The organism is Streptomyces sp. NBC_00727 (assembly GCF_045161745.1).
In the GTDB taxonomy this organism is placed as follows: Bacteria; Actinomycetota; Actinomycetes; order Streptomycetales; family Streptomycetaceae; genus Streptomyces.
Genome location: NZ_CP108981.1, coordinates 6,634,870 through 6,654,336 on the forward strand (window position 1 = coordinate 6,634,870; position 19,467 = coordinate 6,654,336).

Genomic DNA, 19,467 nt, shown 5'->3' on the forward strand with positions numbered 1-19,467 from the left:
CCGGGCTCATCGGCCGGCCGCCGCGCGCCGCTCGCGCTCCTCCGTGACGATGCGGCGCAGGGTGCGGCCGAGCCGGCGGGCGTACCACCGCTGGAGCGGTGGCACCAGCGGGCCGCCGAGCCGCGAGTACCAGCGGGCGGGCCGGCTGAACGCCATCACCGTGAAGGAGACCGTGCCGTCCTCGGCGAGTTCGGCCGTGAAGCATTCCTCGCCGCGCTCCGGGTGGCCGGTCTCCGTCCCGTACCCGAAGCCGATCCGCGCCGGACCGTACTCGGCCCAGATCACCCGGCAGGGGACGGCGAGCCGCAGCGGACCGGCCTGCACCGCCACCCGAACGGCCGTCCCCGCGTCGGCGCGTGGCGTGGACGCCTCAACGTGCGCCCCCGACCCGCGGTGCATCCGGAACTCGGTGATCGCCGCACCGGCCGCCTCGAAGTCGGCGCGGCCGCGCCCGACTCCGGTGCGGTGGTGCAGGTGGTTGTAGCCGTCGGGGAGCGGACCGAGGCGGGTGACTCCCACCTCCGCGTAGTTGAGGCTGCTCATCGGATGCTTCCTTCGTCGTCGTGGAGGTGCAGGCGCTGCCAGGCGAGGACCGAGCAGAGCGCGAACCCCAGCGCGTTGCCCACGCCGTGGGTGGCGGCCATCCAGAGGAGGCCGGGGTGCGGCAATCCCGTCGCCTCGCCCAGCGCCCAGGTCAGGGCGAGGACCATGGTCACCGCGAGCACGGCGGCCGAGACGGCGAGCAGCAGCCGGGTGGCGCGGTCGCGGTGGGCGGGCCGGACCGTGCGCCAGGTCAGCAGCGCCACGGTCCACATCCCGGCCGTCAGGACCACCGCACCGGCGAGTTCGGCCCAGTCGCCGATGAAGTAGCCGGCCAGCACGAACAGGGTGCCCAGGGGCACGCTGAGCGCCGCGAACCGGCCCGCCGGGCCGTCGGCCACCCGGCTCACCAGGCCCGCGACCAGGGCGGCGGCGAACCCGGCGAAGTGGAAATGCGGCACGGTCAGCGCCAGGATGCCGAGGCCGAAGCCGAACAGCGGGTGTCCGGCGCGTTCGGCGACCAGCGCGGTGGCGGCGACGGCCGGCGTCACCAGCGCGGTGAGCAGGGCGATCTCGGCCGGCGCCGTCGCCGGGGAACGCAGGGGGCCGTCGCGGCGGACGGCGCGGGGCACGGCGTGCAGCGCGAGAAGCGCGGCCCCGATTCCGTAGCAGAGCGCCAGGACCGTGGCGGCCGTACCGCGTGGCAGCCAGAGCGAGACCGCGCCGGGGACGGCGAAGACCGGCCAGAACCGTCCGATCCGGGCCAGTTCCGGTGCGTCGGCGAGCCGCAGCCCGGCCGGCACGATCACCAGCATCCCCAGCATCACGATCAGCCCGACAAGGACCGACATGACTCACCACCCCCGAGTTGAACGTGTTCAAATCGCCGTCGACGCAGACTCTACGGGGTTACTTGAACGCGTTCAAGGCGGCAGGGGTGTACGCCTCTCGGGAGGCGGTTGGCTTGCGGCGGCGGGGGAAGTGCGGCAGACATGGGAGGAGCGACCGGGAGACCGGTGACCAGGCAGGAGACCTTCCTCGTGCACTCACGCATACGACCGCGACGCACCGCGCTCGCCCTGCTCTCCGCCGGCTTCCTCCTCGCCGCGGGCTGCGCCCGGGACACCTCCGGGGGCAGCGGCCCCGCCACCGGGACGGCCGGTGCGGGGGACGTGCTCCTCCAGCCCGCCGCCGACCCCGGCACCGCCCCCTTCACGGCTTCCGCCGCGGGCGGCCCCGTCGTGCGGCCGCAGGGCACGCGGTCCGGAGCGCCCCGCTCACCGTCCGCGCCCGGCAAGGGAAAAGGGCTTGCGCGCACCGGATCGACGCCCGGTCTCTACGCCGGAACGCGTGCCGTCCCATCCTGCGACGTCGAGGCCCTGATCCGGATGCTCGCCGTCGACCCGGCTAAGGAAGAGGCCTTCGCGCGCACCGTGTCGGTCCCGCGCGACCGGCTCGCCGGCTTCGTGCGCGGCCTGACGCCCGTCCAGCTGCGCGCCGACACACTGGTCACGGGGCACGGCTTCCGGGCCGGTGAGGTCACCACGTACCAGTCCGTCCTCCAGGCCGGCACCGCGGTCATGGTCGACGGCCGGGGGCTGCCCCGTATCCGCTGCGTCTGCGGGAACCCCCTGGACCCGCCGTCCGGGGAGGCGGACGCGGCTGCGGGGGCGGGGGAGCGGTGGGCGGGGTTCGACCCGGCGCGGACCGTCGTCGTCGAGCCTGCCGCACAGCCCGTGGCGGAGCTGGTGATCGTCGACGTGGTCCATCACAGCTGGCTCGCGCGGCCCGTCGGCGACGAGGGCACCGGCGACCGTGAACCCGAGGTGCCGCCTCCCTACGACCCCGGCACCGACATCACCGGCCCGCTCCCCGACGTACCGGCGCCGAGCACGAAGAAGCCCGAGACCCCGAGCCCGGACGGCCCGTCGGAGCCGACGCCGTCCCGCACCCGGCCGCCGGAGGACTGCCCTACGCAGGCCGCGCCGAAACCGCCCGGTGAACCGGCGGTGGCCGGCGGCCTTCCCGCCCGGACGCCGGGCGAAACGCACTGCCCCGCGCCGACCGGTGACCCCACGGACGAGCCTTCGGGGGGTCCGTCGGAGCCGGACGAGCCGCCGATGACCGACGCGCCGCCGACGTCGATCCAGCTGCCCCCGGGAGGCTGGGCCGTGTCCGAGGGCCGCGCGTTCGGATCGTGCCGGGCCCGCGGGCTCACTCCTCGGTCGGCAGCCAGTTCCCGTGCAGACCCAGCGGGACCCGTACCGGAATGCGCACGCGGGCGACGGGGCCGGACGTGGGGTCCTCGGACGGGATGACGAGCAGCCAGCTGCTCGCGTCGGTGCGGTCGGTGGCGTACGTCATCCAGTAGCCGCCCTCGCCCGGACCGGTGCCGGGTACGGGGGCGAAGACCGGTTCGCCGACCGAGAGGTTCCCCGCCCGCCACGCGACATGCGTACCGGTGGGGTCGTTGCCGTCGTACCAGCGCAGTTCGTCGAACTCGCCCGGCAGCAGGTCCGGGTTGCCCGAGTCCGAGGCCACGGCGAGCTGTCGGTGGCGCCGGCCGATCAGCCGGTCGTCGGTGCGGGGGAGTTCCATCCGGACGTCGTCCAGCACCGTGCGGCGCATCGTGCCGGCCTGGGGGTCGATGACCGCGCGCACCAGGCCCGCGTGGTTGGGCCCGGCGCCCTCGGCGGGCGCGCCCAGGGACAGCCGGGTCCACTGCACGTAGTCCAGCACCACGTCCCCGCCGCTGGGCTCGGTGTCGTACGCGTTGACCGTGTGCCACAGCCAGAACGCGTCGTCGGCGGCCCAGCGCACCGGGCTTCCGTCGCGCGGGATCAGGGCCACGCGGGTGCCGCGTTCAGGCCGCCAGTCGATCATGGAACCGCCGCTCACGGCGGCCCCGATGTCGAAGAACACCGGCGCCAGCACGAGCACCAGGAAGCGCGGGGTGATCGCCATGTCGTGGATCATCATGGGCTCGTCGACCCCGTCCACGGTCGTGGGGCCGCGGACCACGTCGCCCAGGGGACCGATGGCGGACCAGGTGAGGTACGGCGGCTCCAGGCCGTAGCAGAAGACGAGCATCTCGCCGGTGACCGGGTCGGTCTTGGGGTGCGCGGTGATCCCGGCCGGCAGCGCACCGTCGAACGTCTCCTTGCCGACGGTCCGCAGGTCGGGCGTCATGAGGAACGGGGAGTCGGACTCGGCGAGCGCCAGCAGCCGTCCCGCGTGGCGCACCACGTTGATGTCGGGCATGTCGCGGAAGGTGCCGGCCAGCTCCGGCTCGACGTCCGGCACCTGCGGAAGGATCATCGACTCGATCCCGCCCCACAGCGCCCGCCCGGCCCGCTCCTCGGCGACCAGGGCTGGTGTCCGGACGAACCGGTTGCGGTAGCGGGCGCGGCCGCCGGAGATCCACACTCCGTGCAGCATGCCGTCACCGTCGATCGGGTAGAGGTACGAACCGATCGGCGTGAAGCGGGGATTGGGACCGTTGCGCAGGAACACCCCGTCCAACTCGTCGGGCAACGAGCCCGTCACGCTCAGTTCGGCCTCGTCGACCTCCTCGGTGACGGGGGCGAAGCGGCCGGAGAGATGGACCACGCGGCTCGGGTCGAAGGCGTGTGCGGCATGTGCGGCCATGGCGGCCTCCCTTGCCGGGGCGTGGGGGCGCACCCGGATGCGGGCCGAGCTGACTCTTCATTGAATCCCCGGCCCCGGCCCGCCGCAACGCGTCCCCCGGCGCGGAATGCGGCGGGCGCTCCAGGGGCCCACCATGGAAGACGCGGCACATCGCCGTGCCGGGCCACACCCTGGAGGTGTCCGGTGGCTGAAACCCCTCCCAAGAAGCGGCGGACCGGGAACCTGTTCTTCGCATTCGCTCCGTGGATCATTTTCATCGTCGTCGCGTCCCCCAGTACCTGGGAGTACGCCGCGCTGGCCGGTCTGGTGTCCGCCGTGGTGCTCAATCTGCCGGACATGCGCCGGGGTTCCTTCAAGGTCCTGGAGGTCACCGGCATCGTCTTCTTCGCGCTGCTGAGCGTGCTGGCGCTGTTCCTGGACCGCCAGGACCTGGACTGGGTGGAGAAGTACGCCCAGGTGCTGTCCAGCGCCGTGATCGCGGTCGTGGCGCTCGGTTCGCTGGCGTTCATCCCGTTCACCGAGCAGTACGCGCGTGAGTCGACGCCCCGTGAGGTGTGGGGGACGCCGGTGTTCCGCCACGTCAACCGGGTGCTGACGCTGCTGTGGGGTGCCGTTTTCGCCGCCACCGCCCTGCTGGGTCTGCTCGCGCTGCACACCTCGTCGGGCCGCGACTGGTTCAACTGGATCATCCCGGTCGTCCTGCTGGTGCTCGCCGTGCGCTTCACCGAGCGCTATCCGGACCGGGTGCGCGAGCGGGCCCGAAACGAGCACGCCTCGCCATGAAGCACGCCGTTCCCACGGACCCTCGGCGACAACGTGAACGCGCTCCAGGGACGCCGCCCCCTCACGGCGACGGCCCCGCACATCCGGAAGGGATGTGCGGGGCCGTCGCCGTGGTGTCAGTTGCCGGCCTCCGAGGCGTCCAGCATTCCCTCGCGCTCCACGACCTTGATCCGCTCACGGTCCTGTTCGGCACCGAGGGCGCGCTCGTGTGCGTCGAGGCGGTACCAGCCCTCACGGGTGGTGTAGCGGATGCCGCGCTCCTCGAGGAAGGCGGTGACGGCCTCCGGCTCGGGCCGCTCCGGGGCGGGCAGCCGGCCGGCGGCGTGGTCCTCCAGCAGGCAGGCGACCGTCTCGTTGGCGTCGCCCTTGGTGTGCCCGATCAGGCCGATCGGCCCCCGCTTGATCCAGCCGGTGACGTACACCGACTCCATCGGCCGGTCGCCCGCGAGCACCCGGCCCGCGGCGTGCGGCACCGTGCCGGACGCGACGTCGAAGGGCAGCTTCGGCAGCTCCTGCGAGTAGTAGCCCACCGCCCGGTAGACGCTCTGTACGTCCCAGTCGTGGAAGGCGCCGGTGCCGCGCACGTTGCCCGTGCCGTCCAGCTCGGTGCGCTCGGTGCGCAGCCCGGTGACCTTGCCGTCCTCGCCGAGGATCTCCACGGGCGACTCGAAGAAGTGCAGGAAGAGCTTGTGCGGCCGGTCGCCGACGTCGCGGATCGCCCAGTTCTCCAGCGTGGACGCGACCATGTTGGCCTGCTTGTTCCCGCGCCGGGTCTCGATCGAACCCGCGTCGTAGTCGATGTCCTCGGGGTTGACGATGACCTCGATGTTCGGCGAGTGGTCCAGCTCCCGCAGCTCCATCGGGCTGAACTTGGCCTGGGCCGGGCCGCGCCGGCCGAAGACGTGCACCTCCAGCGCCTTGTTCGCCTTCAGGCCGTCGTAGACGTTGGCGGGGATCTCCGTCGGCAGCAGCTCGTCGGCGGTCTTCGCGAGGATGCGGGCCACGTCGAGCGCGACGTTGCCGACGCCCAGCACGGCGACCTTCTCGGCCTCCAGGGGCCAGGTGCGCGGGACGTCCGGATGGCCGTCGTACCAGGAGACGAAGTCGGCGGCCCCGTACGAGCCGTCCAGGTCGTTGCCCGGGATGTCCAGAGCGCGGTCCGCGTCGGCGCCGGTCGAGAAGATGACCGCGTCGTAGAACGTGCGCAGCTCGTCGAGGCCCAGGTCGTTCGGGTAGTCGACGTTGCCGAAGAGGCGCAGCTGCGGCTTGTCCAGCACCTGGTGCAGCGCCTGCACGATGCCCTTGATGCGCGGGTGGTCGGGCGCCACGCCGTAGCGGATGAGGCCGAAGGGGGCGGGCATCCGCTCGAACAGGTCGATGGAGACGCCCGGGTCGGCGGCCGCGTCGGATTTGAGCAGCGCGTCCGCCGCGTAGATGCCGGCGGGACCGGCTCCGACGATGGCGACGCGGACGGGGCGTGTCATGGCGAGCTGTTCCTTCGAACGGACGATCAGGAGCAGGGCCGCTTGGTAAGGCAAGGCTTAGTCGACCCCCGCCGCACACGTTAGCCCCTGCTCGGACCCGTTTTCGGGGCGGGGCGCCGTTACCGGCCGGTATTCGGCCCCCGTCCCGCCCCCGCCCTGCCCCTGTGTGCCGGAATCCCTTGGAACCAGGCGCCTCGGACCCTTCTGTGAATGTGTCCCATCGCACGTTCACCAAATGGACGGTTCAGTCGAAGATTCGGACAAATAGTGGCAGAGTGACGCACATGGATGATCGGGTAGCGGGTGCCCTGTCACTCCCGGACGACTGGCCCGCCCACCCGGATCTCAGCCTCGCCCTGAACCGAATGGGCAGCTTCGACTGGGATCTCGACAGCGGGCTCATGCACATGGACCGGCCCGCCCTCGACGTGTTCGACCTGAGGGCCGACGAGTACGACAACCGGCCGCAGACGCTCGGGCTGCGCGTGCCGCCGGACGAAGGGGTCCGGCTGGACGCCATGGTCTCCGAGGTGCTGAAGAGCGGCCGCAGCAACTACGGGGCGTACTTCCGCCTCCAGTCGCGCGACGGCACTCTGCGCTGGGCGCACACCCAGGGCTTCGTCCGCCGCGACGACAGCGGCCGGCCGCGCCGGATCATCGGCATCGTCCGGGACGCGGGCCCGGAGCTCGCCGAGTCCGCCGCCCGCCGCGAACTGGACGAGGCGTTGAGGCGCCGGACCAGCCTCGTGGACGCGACCACGGCCGCGCTGGCCCACGCCCGTACGGTCAAGGACGTCATCGAGGTCCTGAAGAACTCCGAGGGCCTGGCCCTGCTCGGCGCGACCAGCCTGGTCATGGGGCTGATCGAGGCCGGCCGCATCCACCTGGTGGCCGACGGGCCCGATGGCTCGTTCGTGCCGGGAACGCGGTACACGCGCACGGACGAGCAGTACCCGATGAGCGAGGTCGTCCGCACGCTCGGCCCCCGCTTCATCGAGTCGGCCGAGGACTTCGCCACCTCCTACCCCGTCCTGTGGCCGCACATCAGCCACCTCGGGATCACCTCCGCCGCCTACCTCCCGCTGATCGCCCAGGCCCGCCCCATCGGCGCGCTCGGCCTCCTCTACAGCGGCAAGGACGGCTTCACCGCCGACGAGCGGAACCTCCTGCTCGCCCTCGGCAGCTCCATCGCCCAGAGCCTCCAGCGCGCCATGCTCTACGAACAGGAGCACGACCTCGCCGAAGGGCTCCAGCAGGCCATGCTGCCGCGCCGGATCCCCGACGTGCCCGGCGCCCAGATCGCCGTGCGCTACCGCTCGGCCCGGCTGGGCCGGGACATCGGCGGCGACTGGTACGACGTCATCCCGCTCCCCGGCGGCCGGGTCGGTGCCGTCATCGGGGACGTCCAGGGCCACGACACCCACGCGGCGGCCGTCATGGGGCAGCTGCGGATCGTGCTGCGGGCGTACGCGGCCGAGGGGCACAGCCCCGCCACGGTGATGGCCAGGGCCTCCGTCTTCCTGCACGAACTCGACACCGACCGCTTCGCGACCTGCACCTACGCCGAGGCCGACCTGACCACCGGCGTCGTCCAGCTGGTCCGCGCCGGCCATGTCGACCCGCTGGTGCGCGACTCCGACGGCGGCTGCCACAGGGTGCCCTCCGAGGGCGGGCTGCCGCTCGGGCTCTCCGCCGAGTTCGGCCGGCTCGAATATCCGGTCGGCACCGTCGAGCTGGACCCCGGGCAGACCATGGTGCTGTTCACCGACGGTCTGGTGGAGCTCCCCGGCGCCGATCTCGACGAGGGCACGCAGCGGCTCACCGCCCTGATCACCAACGGACCGCAGGACCTCGAACAGCTCGCCGACCGGCTCTGCGCGTCGGTCGACGAGCGCGGCGGCGAGGACGACGTGGCGATGCTGCTGCTGCGCCGCAAGGCCGCCCAGGCCCCCCGGTCGGGCGGCCGGCTCCAGCAGCACGTCGCGCAGAACGACCCCGAGGCGCTCAGCTCGGCCCGCCACATGATCCGCGCCGCGGTCCGGGCATGGGGCGCCAAGGACCGGGCCGACGAGGTCGAGCTGGCCGCCGACGAACTGGTCACCAACGCCCTGATGCACACCGACGGCGGCGCCATCGTCACCATCCGGGTGCTCACCGGACCGGACCGGCGGCTCCGGGTCGACGTCGAGGACCGGTCGAGCGCGCTGCCGCGCCGCCGCGACGCAGGCGAGGCGGGGGTCTCCGGCCGGGGCCTGATGCTCGTCGACCAGCTGGCCGACGCCTGGGGCGTCGAATCGCGGGGGACCGGCAAGTGCGTCTGGAGCGAGTTCGTCGTTCCGCCACGCGACTGACCCGGCGGCCGCCCTTCGTCCGGACGGAGGAGGGGTTGAGCACAACTGGAATGTAACTGAACGTAACGTGGTTGCACTTGACCGTGATGGACCGTCGGAGATTGACTTCGACCTGGTCGGTCTCCCGTCTTCGACGACATGAGGACCCGTTGGGCACTGAGCTACTGGCACCCCTCGATCTCGCCTTCTGGCACCTCGAGTCCGCTGCCCACCCCATGCACCTCGGCGCGCTCGCCGTCTTCGCACCGCCGCCCGGCGCGGACCCCGGCCCCGACGCGCTCCTCGAACTCCTCGGCGCCCGCGCCGCCGCCATCCCCCGGCTGCGCATGCGGGTACGCGACGTCCTGCTGCCCGTCGGCGGCGCGGCCTGGTCCACCGACCCGGACTTCGACGTCCACCATCACGTCCGGCGCGTACGGCTGCCCGCCGAGGAGACCGCGCCCGGCGGCGCCGGCTTCATGGAGGCCGCGACCCGGCTGGCCGGCGAGCTGATGGAGCGGCCGCTGCGGCGGGGCCTGCCGCCCTGGGAGATGTACCTCGTAGACGGCCCCGCCGGCGGCCCGTTCGCCGTGCTCGTCAAGCTCCACCACGCCCTCGCCGACGGGATGCGGGCGGTCGCCATCGGGGCCGGGATCTTCGACCAGATCGCCTCCGCGACCGCCCGCCCCCGCCCGGCCGCCCGGCCGCGACCGGTACCGCCCCGGTCCTGGATGCCCGGCCCCCGCCAGGTCGCCGGGCTCGCCCTAGAACGGATCGAGGACCTGGGCCGCGCCTTCGGCGTCGGCGCCTCGCTCGTACGGGCCGGCCGCCTCGACCTCCGTGGCGCACCGGTGCTCAGGGCGGTCTCCAGCGGGACCCGGCGGCTGGCCACGGCGGACCTGGACCTCGACGCCGTGCGGCGCGTCCGCCGCGCGACCGGCGGGACGGGAAACGACGTACTGCTCGCCGTCGTGGCGGGAGCGCTGCGCCGCTGGATGCTGGAGCGCGGTGAGACCCCGCCGGGCGACGATCCGCGCGCCCTGGTCCCCGTCTCCCGGCGCCGGCCGGGCGGTGCGGCGGCGGCCACCGGCAACCGGCTGTCCGCGTATCTCCTGGGCCTCCCCGTCTCTGAGCCCGACCCCCGTGAGCGGCTGCGCGCGGTGCGCGAGGCGATGGACCGCAACAAGGCGGCGGGGCCGCTGCGGGGAGCGGGCGCGGTCGCCGTACTGGCCGACCAGTTGCCCTCGCTGGCCCACCGTTTCGGCGCTCCGCTCGCCGGGAACGCGGCCCGGATGCTCTTCGACGTCCTGGTCACCAGCGTGCCCCTGCCGCGCTCGCGGCTCTCGCTGGCCGGCTGTCCGCTGAGCGCCCTCTACCCGATGGCGCCGCTGGCCCGGGGGCAGTCCATGGCCGTCGCGCTGACCACGTACGGCTCACGCGTGCACATCGGCCTGGTCGGCGACGGCAAGGCGCTGCCCGATCTGGAAGGGCTGGCACGGTGCGCCGACGAGGAAATGGAAGCGCTCCTGGCGGCGGTGGGGGAGAACTGACGACCATGGCATAGATCGGACAGATCGACGCCCGGTTACCGTGATCAATGCCCGCAAGGGTGTTGACGCGTCCGAGTCATCCGATGAATATTCGCTGTGTGGCAGCGATCATCGGGGAGGGCGGCGACAGAATGCGGCGCAGCAGGCTCGGCGGCAGCACGGTGGAGATCACCGCACTCTCCTTCGGCGCGGCCGCCATCGGCAACCTCTTCAGCGAGGTGGAGCCGGAGCGGGCCGCCGCGGCCGTCGACGCGGCCTGGGACGTCGGCATCCGCTACTTCGACACCGCGCCGCACTACGGACTCGGCCTCTCCGAACGCCGCCTCGGCGAGGCACTGCGCCGCCGGCCGCGCGACGCCTACACGCTCTCCACCAAAGTCGGCCGCGTCCTCGACCCGCTGCCCCCCGGGGAGACCACCGCCTCCGACGGGCTCTCCGAAGGCTTCGCCGTACGCGCCACACACCGCCGCCGCTGGGACTTCAGCGCCGCCGGCGTCCGCCGCAGCATCGAGGACAGCCTCGACCGCCTCGGCCTCGACCGCATCGACATCGCCTACCTCCACGACCCCGACGACCATGCCGAAACCGCCTTCGGTGAGGCGTACCCGGAACTGGAGAAGCTGCGCGCCGAAGGGGTCGTCGGGGCGATCGGCGCCGGCATGAACCAGACCGCGATGCTCACCCGCTTCGTATGCGACACGGACGTCGACGTCGTCCTGTGCGCCGGCCGGTTCACCCTCCTCGACCAGGCGGCCCTCACCGACCTCCTGCCGGCCGCCGCCGCGCGCGGCCGGAGCGTCGTCGTCGGCGGGGTCTTCAACTCGGGCCTCCTCGCCGATCCGCGCCCCGGCGCCACCTACGACTACGCCACCGCCCCGCTCAACCTGCTGGACCGGGCCCTGCACCTGAAGGGCGTCACCGAGGCCCACGGCGTACCGCTGCGCGCCGCCGCCCTGCACTACCCGCTCACCCACCCGGCCGTCGCCGGGGTGCTCGTCGGCACGCGTTCCCCGGACGAGGTGCGCGACGCCGCCGCACAGCTGGGCCGGGAGATCCCCGACGCCCTCTGGGACGACCTGCGCGACCATGGCCTGCTGCCCGGGAACGGACACTGACATGCGGATCGCCCTTCATACGAAGGTCCGCGCCGACCGCACCGCGGAGTACGAGGCCGCGCACCGCGAGGTCCCGCCGGAGCTGACCCGCGCGATCCGGGCGGCCGGCGCCCGCTCCTGGACGATCTGGCGCAGCGGCACCGACCTGTTCCACCTCATCGACTGCGACGACTACGCGCGCCTCCCCGCGGAGCTGGAGCAGCTGCCCGTCAACGTCGCCTGGCAGGCCCGGATGGACGGTCTCCTGGACGTCGCGCACGACCACTCCGCCGAGGGCGCCGAAGCCGGGCTCCCCGTGGTCCGGGAGCTGTGAGATGACCGCCCGGCCCCGCGTCGTGGACGCCCACCACCATGTGTGGGACCTGTCGGTACGCGACCAGGACTGGATCACCGGCGAGGCGCTGGCCCCCCTGCGCCGCGACTTCACCCTGGCCGAACTGGAGCCCGAGGCCCGCGCGGCCGGAGTCGGCGCCACCGTGCTCGTCCAGACCGTCACCGCGGCCGAGGAGACGCCCGAGTTCCTGGCGCTCGCCGACCGGAGCGAGCTGGTCGCCGGCGTCGTCGGCTGGGGCGACCTCACCGCCCCGGACATCGCCGGCACCCTGGCCGCCCTGCGCGAACTGCCCGGCGGCGACCGGCTCGTCGGCCTGCGCCACCAGGTCCAGGGCGAACCCGACCCGGACTGGCTGCTGCGGCCCGACGTCCTGCGCGGCCTGGCCGCCGTGGCCGACGCCGGGCTCGTCTACGACCTGGTGGTCCTGCCCCACCAGCTGCCCGCCGCCACCCGGGCCGCCGCCGCGCTCCCCGGCCTCTTGTTCGTGCTCGACCACGCGGGCAAACCGCCCGTCGCGACCGGACACACCCAGCCCTGGGCCGACGACCTGCGGGCCCTCGCCGCCCTCCCCAACACCGTCTGCAAGCTCTCCGGGCTCGTCACCGAGGCGGACTGGCGCACCTGGAGCACCGCGGACCTGCGCCCGTACGCCGAGACCGTCATCGACGCCTTCGGGCCCGGGCGGCTCATGTTCGGCTCCGACTGGCCGGTGTGCGGGCTCGCGGCGACGTACGGAGAGGTGCTGGACACCACCCGTACCCTGATCGAGGGCCTGGGCGAGGAGGAGCGGGACGCTGTGCTCGCCACCACCGCCGAACGCGTGTACGGCCTTCGGTAGGCGTCCCGGGCGCCGCTGCGGCAGGCTGGGAGCATGCCCGAACTGCCGGAAGTCGAAGCACTGCGGCTCTTCCTCGACGACCACCTCGTCGGCAAGGAGATCGACCGCGTCCTGCCCGTCGCCATCAGCGTCCTCAAGACGTACGACCCGCCGCTCACCGCCCTGCACGGCGGGACGGCCACCGACGTACGGCGGCACGGCAAGTTCCTCGACATCGGCGTCGGCCCGCTCCACCTGATCACCCACCTCGCCCGGGCCGGCTGGCTCCGCTGGAACGACGCCTTCCCGGCAGCCCCGCCGCGCCCCGGCAAGAGCCCGCTCGCCCTGCGTACCGTCCTCACCGGCGGCGACGGCTTCGACCTCACCGAGGCCGGCACCACCAAGCGCCTCGCCGTCCACCTCGTGCGCGACCCGGCAGAGGTGCCCGGGATCGCCCGTCTGGGGCCCGACCCGCTCGGCCCGTCCTTCGACCGAAACGCGTTCGCCGCGCTGCTCGCCGGGGAACGGCGCCAGATCAAGGGCGCGCTGCGCGACCAGTCGCTCATCGCCGGGATCGGCAACGCCTACAGCGACGAGATCCTGCACGTAGCGAAGATGTCGCCCTTCAAGCTCACCGCGAACCTCACCGACGAGGAGATCACCCGGCTCCACGACGCCATGCGCTCCACCCTGGAGGACGCCGTGGTTCGTTCGGGAGGCGTCGAGGCGGGCCGCCTGAAAGCCGAGAAGAAGAGTGCGATGCGCGTGCACGGACGTACCGGACAGGCGTGCCCGGCCTGCGGGGACACCATCCGCGAGGTCTCCTTCAGCGACTCCGCGCTCCAGTACTGCCCGACCTGCCAGACCGGCGGCAAACCCCTCGCGGACCGTCGCCTGTCCAGGCTGCTCAAGTAGGGGCGCCGTCCGGAGAACCAGGCCCTACACTCCGGCCTCATGCTCCGCGTACTCGCCGTCGACGACGAAGAACCCGCACTGGAGGAACTCCTCTACCTCCTGCGCGCCGACCCCCGCATCCGCAGCGCGGAGGGAGCCACCGGGGCCACCGAGGCGCTGCGCCGCATCGGCGGCGCCGTCGACGCCGGGCCCGACGACCCGTCCGCCATCGACGTGGTCTTCCTCGACATCCACATGGCGGGACTGACCGGCCTCGACGTCGCCCAGCTCCTCGCCGGGTTCGCCGCGCCCCCGCTCATCGTCTTCGTCACCGCCCACGAGGGCTTCGCCGTGCACGCCTTCGACCTCAAGGCCGTCGACTACGTCCTCAAACCGGTCCGCCGCGAACGCCTCGCCGAAGCCGTCCGGCGGGTCGCCGAGCAGGTCGGGGACCGCTCCGCCCCCGTCCACGACACCGCACACGACCAGATCCCCGTCGAGCTGGGCGGCGTCATCCGCTTCGTCCCGATCGACGACATCACCTACGCCGAGGCCCAGGGCGACTACGCCCGGCTGCACACCGCCACCGGCAGCCACCTCGTCCGCGTCCCCCTGACCACCCTGGAGGAGCGCTGGCGCACCCGGGGCTTCGTCCGCATCCACCGCCGCCACCTCGTGGCCCTCGGCCGGATCGACGAACTGCGCCTGGACGCGGGCAGCATGAGCGTGCGCATCGGCACCGCGGAACTCGCCGTCAGCCGCCGCCACACCCGCGCGCTGCGCGATCTGCTGATGCGCGGGACCGGCCGCTGACCAGCGGCTACCGGGCCCGGAACCCCTTCCCAGCAGGGCAGGACGCCGCCTACACTCCGGCCCCATGTCCGCAGAGCCCACACCCCGGCGCGAAGTGGTGACGGGGGAGCCCCGGCGGGTGCGCCCGCTGCCGCGCTACCGCACCCAGTCGGAGATCGACGAGCAGACCGCGCTCGGCGGTGCCTACGTCCGCTCGCTGATGCGCGGGCAGTTGCGGGCCGGGCTGACCGCCTTCGCGGTCCTCGCCGCTGTCGTGGGCACCCTGCCCCTCGTCTTCGAGGCCCTGCACAGCTCCGCCGTCGTCTGGGCCGTCCTGGGCTTCGCCGCGTACCCGCCGCTCACCCTGCTCGCCTGGTGGTACGTGCGCCGCGCCGAGCGCAACGAGAGCGACTTCGCCCGGCTCGTGGAAGGCCGCCCCGCCCCGTGAGCCGCGCGTACGCGGTGACGGCCGTCGCCGTCGTCGTCCTGGCCACCGTCCTCGTCGGCGGATTCGGGCTGCGGATCTCGCGCACCACCTCCGACTTCTACGTGGCCTCCCGCACCGTGCGCCCCCGGCTCAACGCCGCCGCGATCAGCGGCGAATACCTCTCCGCCGCCTCCTTCCTCGGCATCGCCGGACTGGTCCTCGTCCACGGCCCCGACATGCTCTGGTACCCGGTCGGCTACACCGCCGGCTATCTGGTCCTGCTGGTCTTCGTCGCCGCACCGCTGCGCCGCTCGGGGGCGTACACCCTGCCCGACTTCGCCGAAGGGCGCCTGGAGTCCCGGCAGGTGCGCCGACTCGTCAGCGTCCTCGTCGTCGGCGCGGGCTGGCTCTACCTCGTGCCCCAGCTCCAGGGCGCCGGACTCACCCTCAAGATCCTCACCGGGGCGCCCGGCTGGCTCGGCGACGTGCTGGTCGCGTCCGTCGTCGTGCTCGCCGTCGCAGCCGGCGGCATGCGCTCGATCACCTTCGTACAGGTCTTCCAGTACTGGCTGAAACTGACCGCGCTCCTCGTCCCCGCGATCTTCCTGGTGCTGGCCTGGCAGGGCGACGGCCGGCCCCGCGTCACCTTCGACGAACACCTCTCCGCCTTCCGCGCCGACCATCCGCTGTACGCCACCTACGGCCTCATCGTCGCCACCTTCCTCGGCACCATGGGCCTGCCGCACGTCGTCGTCCGCTTCTACACCAGCCCCAACGGCCGCGACGCCCGCCGCACCACCGTCGCCGTCCTCGCCCTCATCGGCGTCTTCTACCTCCTGCCGCCCGTCTACGGCGCGCTGGGCCGCCTGTACGCCCCCGAGCTGATCCACGGCGGCGACGCGGACGCCGCCGTGCTCCTGCTGCCCGGCCGGGTCATCGGCGGACTCGGCGGAGACCTGCTCGGGGCGCTCGTCGCGGGCGGCGCGTTCGCCGCGTTCCTGTCCACCGCGTCCGGGCTCACCATGGCCGTCGCCGGGGTCATCACCCAGGACGTGCTGCCCTCGCGCGGCGTACGGCACTTCCGGCTGGCCACCGTCCTCGCCATCTCCGTGCCGCTGGCCGGCTCGCTGATGGTCAGCCGGGTCCCCGTCGCCGACTCCGTGGGCATGGCCTTCGCCGTCTCCGCCTCCTCCTTCTGCCCGTTGCTGGTCCTCGGCATCTGGTGGCGCCGGCTCACCCCGCCCGGCGCGGTGGCCGGCCTGCTGCTGGGCGGCGGCTCCGCGCTGCTGTCCGTCGCCATCACGGTCAGCGGCGCGGTACGCCCGCCCGGGTGGCCGCACGCCCTGCTCGCCTGGCCCGCCGTCTGGTCCGTGCCCGTCGGTTTCCTCGCCATGATCCTGGTCTCCCTCGCCACGCCGAGCCGGATACCCCCCGGCACCAACGCCGCCATGACCCGCTTCCACCTGCCCGAAGCGCTCACCACCGGGAGGCACCGGTGACCGGGGCCGGATACGCCGTCATCGTCGTGCTCGCCCTGCTGCTGTTCGGCGGCGGCCTCCTGCTCGGCCGCCGCACCGCCCGGCCCCTGCGCACCAGCGACGTCGGCACGCCCGTCGAGCACGCCACCTTCGAGACCCTGCACACCGCGTCCCTGGCCGCGCCCCCGCTGCGCGCCGGGCTCACCGAGGACAGCGCCCGCAGGTCCGCCCGCCGGCTGCGCTCGCTGCTGGGCACCGACGCGCTCTGCCTCACCGACCGCGACGGGGTCCTGGTCTGGGACGGCGAGGGCGACCACCACGGCCGGCACGTCATGGAGCAGGTCGCGGGGGTCCTGGAGACCGGCCGGGACACCGCCTTCCGCAGCGGCTGCGACGACCTGGACTGTCCGCTGAAGTGGGCCGTCGCCGTGCCGCTGACCGTCGACCACCGCGTCCTCGGCACCCTCGTCGCCTACGCCCCGCGCGAATCGGCCGTCCTGGCCCGGGCCGCGGGCGAGGTCGCCCGCTGGGTCTGCGTCCAGCTCGAGCTCGCCGAACTCGACCGCTCCCGCACCCAGCTGATCGAGGCCGAGATCAGGGCCCTGCGCGCCCAGATCTCCCCGCACTTCATCTTCAACTCACTGGCCGCCATCGCCTCCTTCGTCCGCACCGACCCGGAGCAGGCCCGCGAGCTGCTCCTGGAGTTCGCCGACTTCACCCGCTACTCGTTCCGCAGCCACGGCGACTTCACCACCCTCGCCGACGAACTGCACTCCATCGACCAGTACCTCGCCCTGGTCCGCGCCCGCTTCGGCGAACGGCTCTCCGTCACCCTCCAGGTCGCCCCCGAGGTGCTGCCCGTCGCCCTGCCCTTCCTCTGCCTCCAGCCGCTCGTCGAGAACGCCGTCAAACACGGCCTGGAGGGAGCCGTCACCTCCAGCCGCATCACCATCAGCGCCCTGGACGCCGGCTCCGAGGCCGAGGTCGTCATCGAGGACGACGGCACCGGCATGGACCCCCAGCGGCTGCGCCACATCCTGCGCGGAGAAGGCGGCAGATCCACCGGCATCGGCCTGCTCAACGTCGACGAACGGCTCCGCCAGGTGTACGGGGACGACTACGGGCTCGTCATCGAGACGGGCATCGGCGCCGGGATGCGGATCACCGTACGGCTGCCGAAGTACCGCGCCGGGGTGCATGGTTCCTGACAGACGCCCCCTAATACAGGTGCACCGCGAGATGCCCCAGCGGCAGGCCCAGCTGCCACGCCGGGGTCCACACCTGCACGGTCTCCTCGACGTCCTGGTCCGCGCCGTCCTCCAGCTCCCAGGGCAGCGGGCCGATGGCCTCCAGGTCGGCCGCAAGCAGCTCGGTCCCCTCCAGCCACCGCCAGGCCGCCCGGGCCAGCGCCAGGTCCGCGCCGGTGCAGCCGCGCACGGGGGAGCGCAGCCGCTCGCACACCCAGCGGCGCCACGGCGCCCCGTACGCGGTGAGCAGCCGCAGCTCGTCCACCCGCGCGGCCGGCAGCGCCTCGGCCACCGCACCGTCCAGCAGGAAGATGGTCAGCGCCAGCGCGTCACGGCCCGCCCGGTACTCCAGCGTCGCCGGCTCCATCAGGTCACCGGTGCGCAGCAACTCGTCGGCGAGGTACTCCGCGTACATCCAGGCCATCGGGACCGGCAGCTCGCCCTCGCCGGGCCCCTCATGACGTTCCGGAGGCATCCCGCATCGCCTCATCTCCTCGGTCTCCGGGCCGTGCGGCCCACGCAGCATTGAACCGGGGGAGCGCGCCCCGCGTGGCCAGAAGAGCAGGATCCGCCGGACTCGATCCGTCAAAGACATGAGGTTGCGATGACCGCCGACCCCGGGGAGGGACCGCATGTACGGCAACTGCTGGGCGCCTACGTCCTGGACGCGCTGACCGCCGGCGAGGCCCGCACCGTCGCCCGCCACCTGCGCGGCTGCGACCGGTGCGCCGCCGACTACGCGGCGACCACGGAGGCGGCGGAACTGCTGGCGCTGCTGCGGGAGGAGGACCTGCTGGAGTAGCCGGGCAGCCGGCGTGAAAGCAGCCGCAGCGCGTAGTACGAACGCGACTTGACCGTGCCCGCCGGTATCCCGAGCAACTCCGCGGTCTCGCCGACGCTCAGCCCCCGGAAGTAGATCTGCACCAGCACCGACCGGTGCTCCGGGCTCAGGGCGCGCACCGCCTCACGCACATCGAGCGCCGCGACGGCGGACTCCGCGGTGTCGGCACCGGCCGGGGCGCATTCCAGGACCACGTCGCTGACCTCGGCCGGCCGGGCCAGCCGGGAGCGCCGGGCGTCGATCGCCAGCCGCCGGGCGACGGTGAAGAGCCAGGGCCGCATCGACTCGTACGGGCCGTCGAACGCCTCCGGGTGCTGCCACGCCCGCACCAGCGTCTCCTGGAGCAGGTCCTCGGCGCGCTGCCGGTCGCCGAACGTCAGCCCGAGCAGGAAGTGGAGCAGGGCGGGACCGTGTTCGCGCTGGAGCTCCGCGAGGGCCCGCTCATCGGTCGTCGTCGTGGTCATGATGAACGCCCTTCCCGCCAAGGTCCTGCCGTCTCGCTGCCGACCTGGCGTATACGAGCGCATTCAGGCCACGAGGAACAGGACAAACGCCGCCCCGTGCGACGAGCGGTCGCTCAGAGCGGCGAATGGTGCGGTGAACGGTCGGGCGGCACCCCGGACGGGGGCGCTACGGCACCACGGTGACCGGCCAGCGGCCGGCCTTCACCAGGCGGACGGCCACCGAGCCGATGAAGCGGTGCCCGGCGGACTCCGAGGCACCCACGACGACGGCGTCCGCCTTGAGCTCGTCGGCGGCGGTCACCAGACCGTTGTACGGATCACCGCGGAAGGTGTGGAACTCCCAGCGCACATCCCATATGTCCTTCAGCCGCTCCGTCGCCGCCCGGATCTCGCTCACCAGGCCCTCGGCGACCTCCCCCGTGGCGTCGCCGACCGGGGCACCGAGCGCCGCGCCCGCCGCGAGCACGGGCTGGACGTAGACCAGGGCCAGCATGGCCCGTTGGCGCCGGGCGAGCCCGGCGGCGTAGGCCGCGGCGCGCATCGACGACTCGGAACCGTCGAGGCCCGCCACGATCACCTTCGGTCCGTCTGTGCCACGTTCGAACTGATGGGAGTGCTGATCTGTCACGGCAGTGAGGTTATCGGCTCACCCGTCGGCCCCCGGCCCGGCCTCCCCGGTGCCGCGCACCGCCCGCCACGTGCGCGGACGCGTTCCCGCCATCC

The 19,467-nt window shown here is 73.2% G+C and carries 20 protein-coding genes; 13 read left to right on the forward strand and 7 right to left on the reverse strand.

All coding sequences use genetic code 11. The features are described 5' to 3' along the window. Window positions 1-6: 6 nt before the first annotated feature. The gene (locus tag OG242_RS29945) at window positions 7-543 is read right to left on the reverse strand and encodes a DUF1990 family protein (protein WP_405901128.1); all 537 of its coding nucleotides are present in this window, start codon (window positions 541-543) and stop codon (window positions 7-9) included. Continuing rightward, the gene (locus tag OG242_RS29950; RefSeq protein WP_405901129.1) at window positions 540-1,391 is read right to left on the reverse strand and encodes a YndJ family protein; all 852 of its coding nucleotides are present in this window, start codon (window positions 1,389-1,391) and stop codon (window positions 540-542) included. Before OG242_RS29950 ends, OG242_RS29945 begins: the two co-directional genes overlap by 4 nt. A gap of 165 nt (window positions 1,392-1,556) precedes the next feature. Here OG242_RS29950 and OG242_RS29955 point away from each other — a divergent pair, with 165 nt between their 5' ends. Continuing rightward, on the forward strand, window positions 1,557-2,858 hold the full coding sequence (locus tag OG242_RS29955; protein WP_405901130.1) for a DUF6777 domain-containing protein: 1,302 nt from the start codon (window positions 1,557-1,559) through the stop codon (window positions 2,856-2,858). Here OG242_RS29955 and OG242_RS29960 read toward each other — a convergent pair. Then, window positions 2,755-4,188, reverse strand: coding sequence for a carotenoid oxygenase family protein (locus tag OG242_RS29960; protein WP_405901131.1), 1,434 nt, complete (start codon window positions 4,186-4,188; stop codon window positions 2,755-2,757). The genes OG242_RS29955 and OG242_RS29960 overlap by 104 nt on opposite strands. A gap of 183 nt (window positions 4,189-4,371) precedes the next feature. Between OG242_RS29960 and OG242_RS29965 the strand changes: the two genes are divergently transcribed. Then, entirely contained in the window at window positions 4,372-4,971 is a 600-nt protein-coding gene (locus OG242_RS29965) for a hypothetical protein (RefSeq protein ID WP_405901132.1), read from the forward strand. Window positions 4,972-5,087: 116 nt separating this feature from the next. On the opposite strand, the gene OG242_RS29970 is transcribed toward OG242_RS29965, so the two are convergent. Then, complete coding sequence (locus tag OG242_RS29970; protein ID WP_405901133.1) at window positions 5,088-6,455, reverse strand: FAD-dependent oxidoreductase; 1,368 nt, start codon at window positions 6,453-6,455, stop codon at window positions 5,088-5,090. A 284-nt stretch (window positions 6,456-6,739) separates the two neighbouring features. On the opposite strand from OG242_RS29970, the gene OG242_RS29975 reads away from it, so the two are divergent. The 10 genes from OG242_RS29975 (at window position 6,740) to OG242_RS30020 (ending at window position 17,400) form a co-directional block, all read left to right on the forward strand. Further along, window positions 6,740-8,806, forward strand: coding sequence for a SpoIIE family protein phosphatase (locus tag OG242_RS29975; RefSeq protein WP_405901134.1), 2,067 nt, complete (start codon window positions 6,740-6,742; stop codon window positions 8,804-8,806). A 149-nt stretch (window positions 8,807-8,955) separates the two neighbouring features. Beyond that, window positions 8,956-10,335, forward strand: a complete 1,380-nt coding sequence (locus OG242_RS29980; RefSeq protein WP_405901135.1) for a wax ester/triacylglycerol synthase family O-acyltransferase — start codon at window positions 8,956-8,958, stop codon at window positions 10,333-10,335. Window positions 10,336-10,466: 131 nt separating this feature from the next. Then, window positions 10,467-11,450, forward strand: a complete 984-nt coding sequence (locus OG242_RS29985; RefSeq protein ID WP_405901764.1) for an aldo/keto reductase — start codon at window positions 10,467-10,469, stop codon at window positions 11,448-11,450. Between the two features lies 1 nt (window position 11,451). Further along, window positions 11,452-11,763 carry an L-rhamnose mutarotase gene (locus OG242_RS29990; RefSeq protein WP_405901136.1) on the forward strand — a complete coding sequence of 104 codons (312 nt, stop codon included), beginning with the start codon at window positions 11,452-11,454 and terminating at the stop codon, window positions 11,761-11,763. A gap of 1 nt (window position 11,764) precedes the next feature. Continuing rightward, the gene (locus OG242_RS29995) at window positions 11,765-12,622 is read left to right on the forward strand and encodes an amidohydrolase family protein (RefSeq protein WP_405901137.1); all 858 of its coding nucleotides are present in this window, start codon (window positions 11,765-11,767) and stop codon (window positions 12,620-12,622) included. Between the two features lie 33 nt (window positions 12,623-12,655). After that, on the forward strand, window positions 12,656-13,516 hold the full coding sequence (locus OG242_RS30000) for an Fpg/Nei family DNA glycosylase (protein WP_405901138.1): 861 nt from the start codon (window positions 12,656-12,658) through the stop codon (window positions 13,514-13,516). Window positions 13,517-13,555: 39 nt separating this feature from the next. Further along, window positions 13,556-14,308, forward strand: coding sequence for a LytR/AlgR family response regulator transcription factor (locus OG242_RS30005; protein ID WP_405901139.1), 753 nt, complete (start codon window positions 13,556-13,558; stop codon window positions 14,306-14,308). Window positions 14,309-14,372: 64 nt separating this feature from the next. Next, window positions 14,373-14,735, forward strand: coding sequence for a hypothetical protein (locus OG242_RS30010; RefSeq protein ID WP_037710719.1), 363 nt, complete (start codon window positions 14,373-14,375; stop codon window positions 14,733-14,735). Further along, window positions 14,732-16,213: a cation acetate symporter gene (locus tag OG242_RS30015; RefSeq protein ID WP_405901140.1), complete on the forward strand. Its 1,482-nt coding sequence runs from the start codon at window positions 14,732-14,734 to the stop codon at window positions 16,211-16,213. The genes OG242_RS30010 and OG242_RS30015 overlap by 4 nt, the downstream gene beginning before the upstream one ends. After that, on the forward strand, window positions 16,210-17,400 hold the full coding sequence (locus OG242_RS30020; protein WP_405901141.1) for a sensor histidine kinase: 1,191 nt from the start codon (window positions 16,210-16,212) through the stop codon (window positions 17,398-17,400). Before OG242_RS30015 ends, OG242_RS30020 begins: the two co-directional genes overlap by 4 nt. A 10-nt stretch (window positions 17,401-17,410) precedes the next feature. Here OG242_RS30020 and OG242_RS30025 read toward each other — a convergent pair whose 3' ends face one another. Then, complete coding sequence (locus tag OG242_RS30025) at window positions 17,411-17,914, reverse strand: hypothetical protein (RefSeq protein ID WP_405901142.1); 504 nt, start codon at window positions 17,912-17,914, stop codon at window positions 17,411-17,413. A gap of 129 nt (window positions 17,915-18,043) precedes the next feature. Here OG242_RS30025 and OG242_RS30030 point away from each other — a divergent pair, with 129 nt between their 5' ends. Next, a complete protein-coding gene (locus OG242_RS30030) occupies window positions 18,044-18,241 on the forward strand; it encodes a zf-HC2 domain-containing protein (RefSeq protein WP_405901143.1) in 198 nt (65 codons plus the stop codon). Here OG242_RS30030 and OG242_RS30035 read toward each other — a convergent pair. Both OG242_RS30035 and OG242_RS30040 read right to left on the reverse strand, forming a co-directional pair. Next, window positions 18,175-18,744 (reverse strand): sigma-70 family RNA polymerase sigma factor, encoded by a 570-nt coding sequence (locus OG242_RS30035; RefSeq protein WP_405901144.1) that lies wholly within the window; start codon window positions 18,742-18,744, stop codon window positions 18,175-18,177. The genes OG242_RS30030 and OG242_RS30035 overlap by 67 nt on opposite strands. A 166-nt stretch (window positions 18,745-18,910) precedes the next feature. Then, complete coding sequence (locus tag OG242_RS30040; RefSeq protein ID WP_405901145.1) at window positions 18,911-19,372, reverse strand: universal stress protein; 462 nt, start codon at window positions 19,370-19,372, stop codon at window positions 18,911-18,913. Window positions 19,373-19,467: the final 95 nt, after the last annotated feature.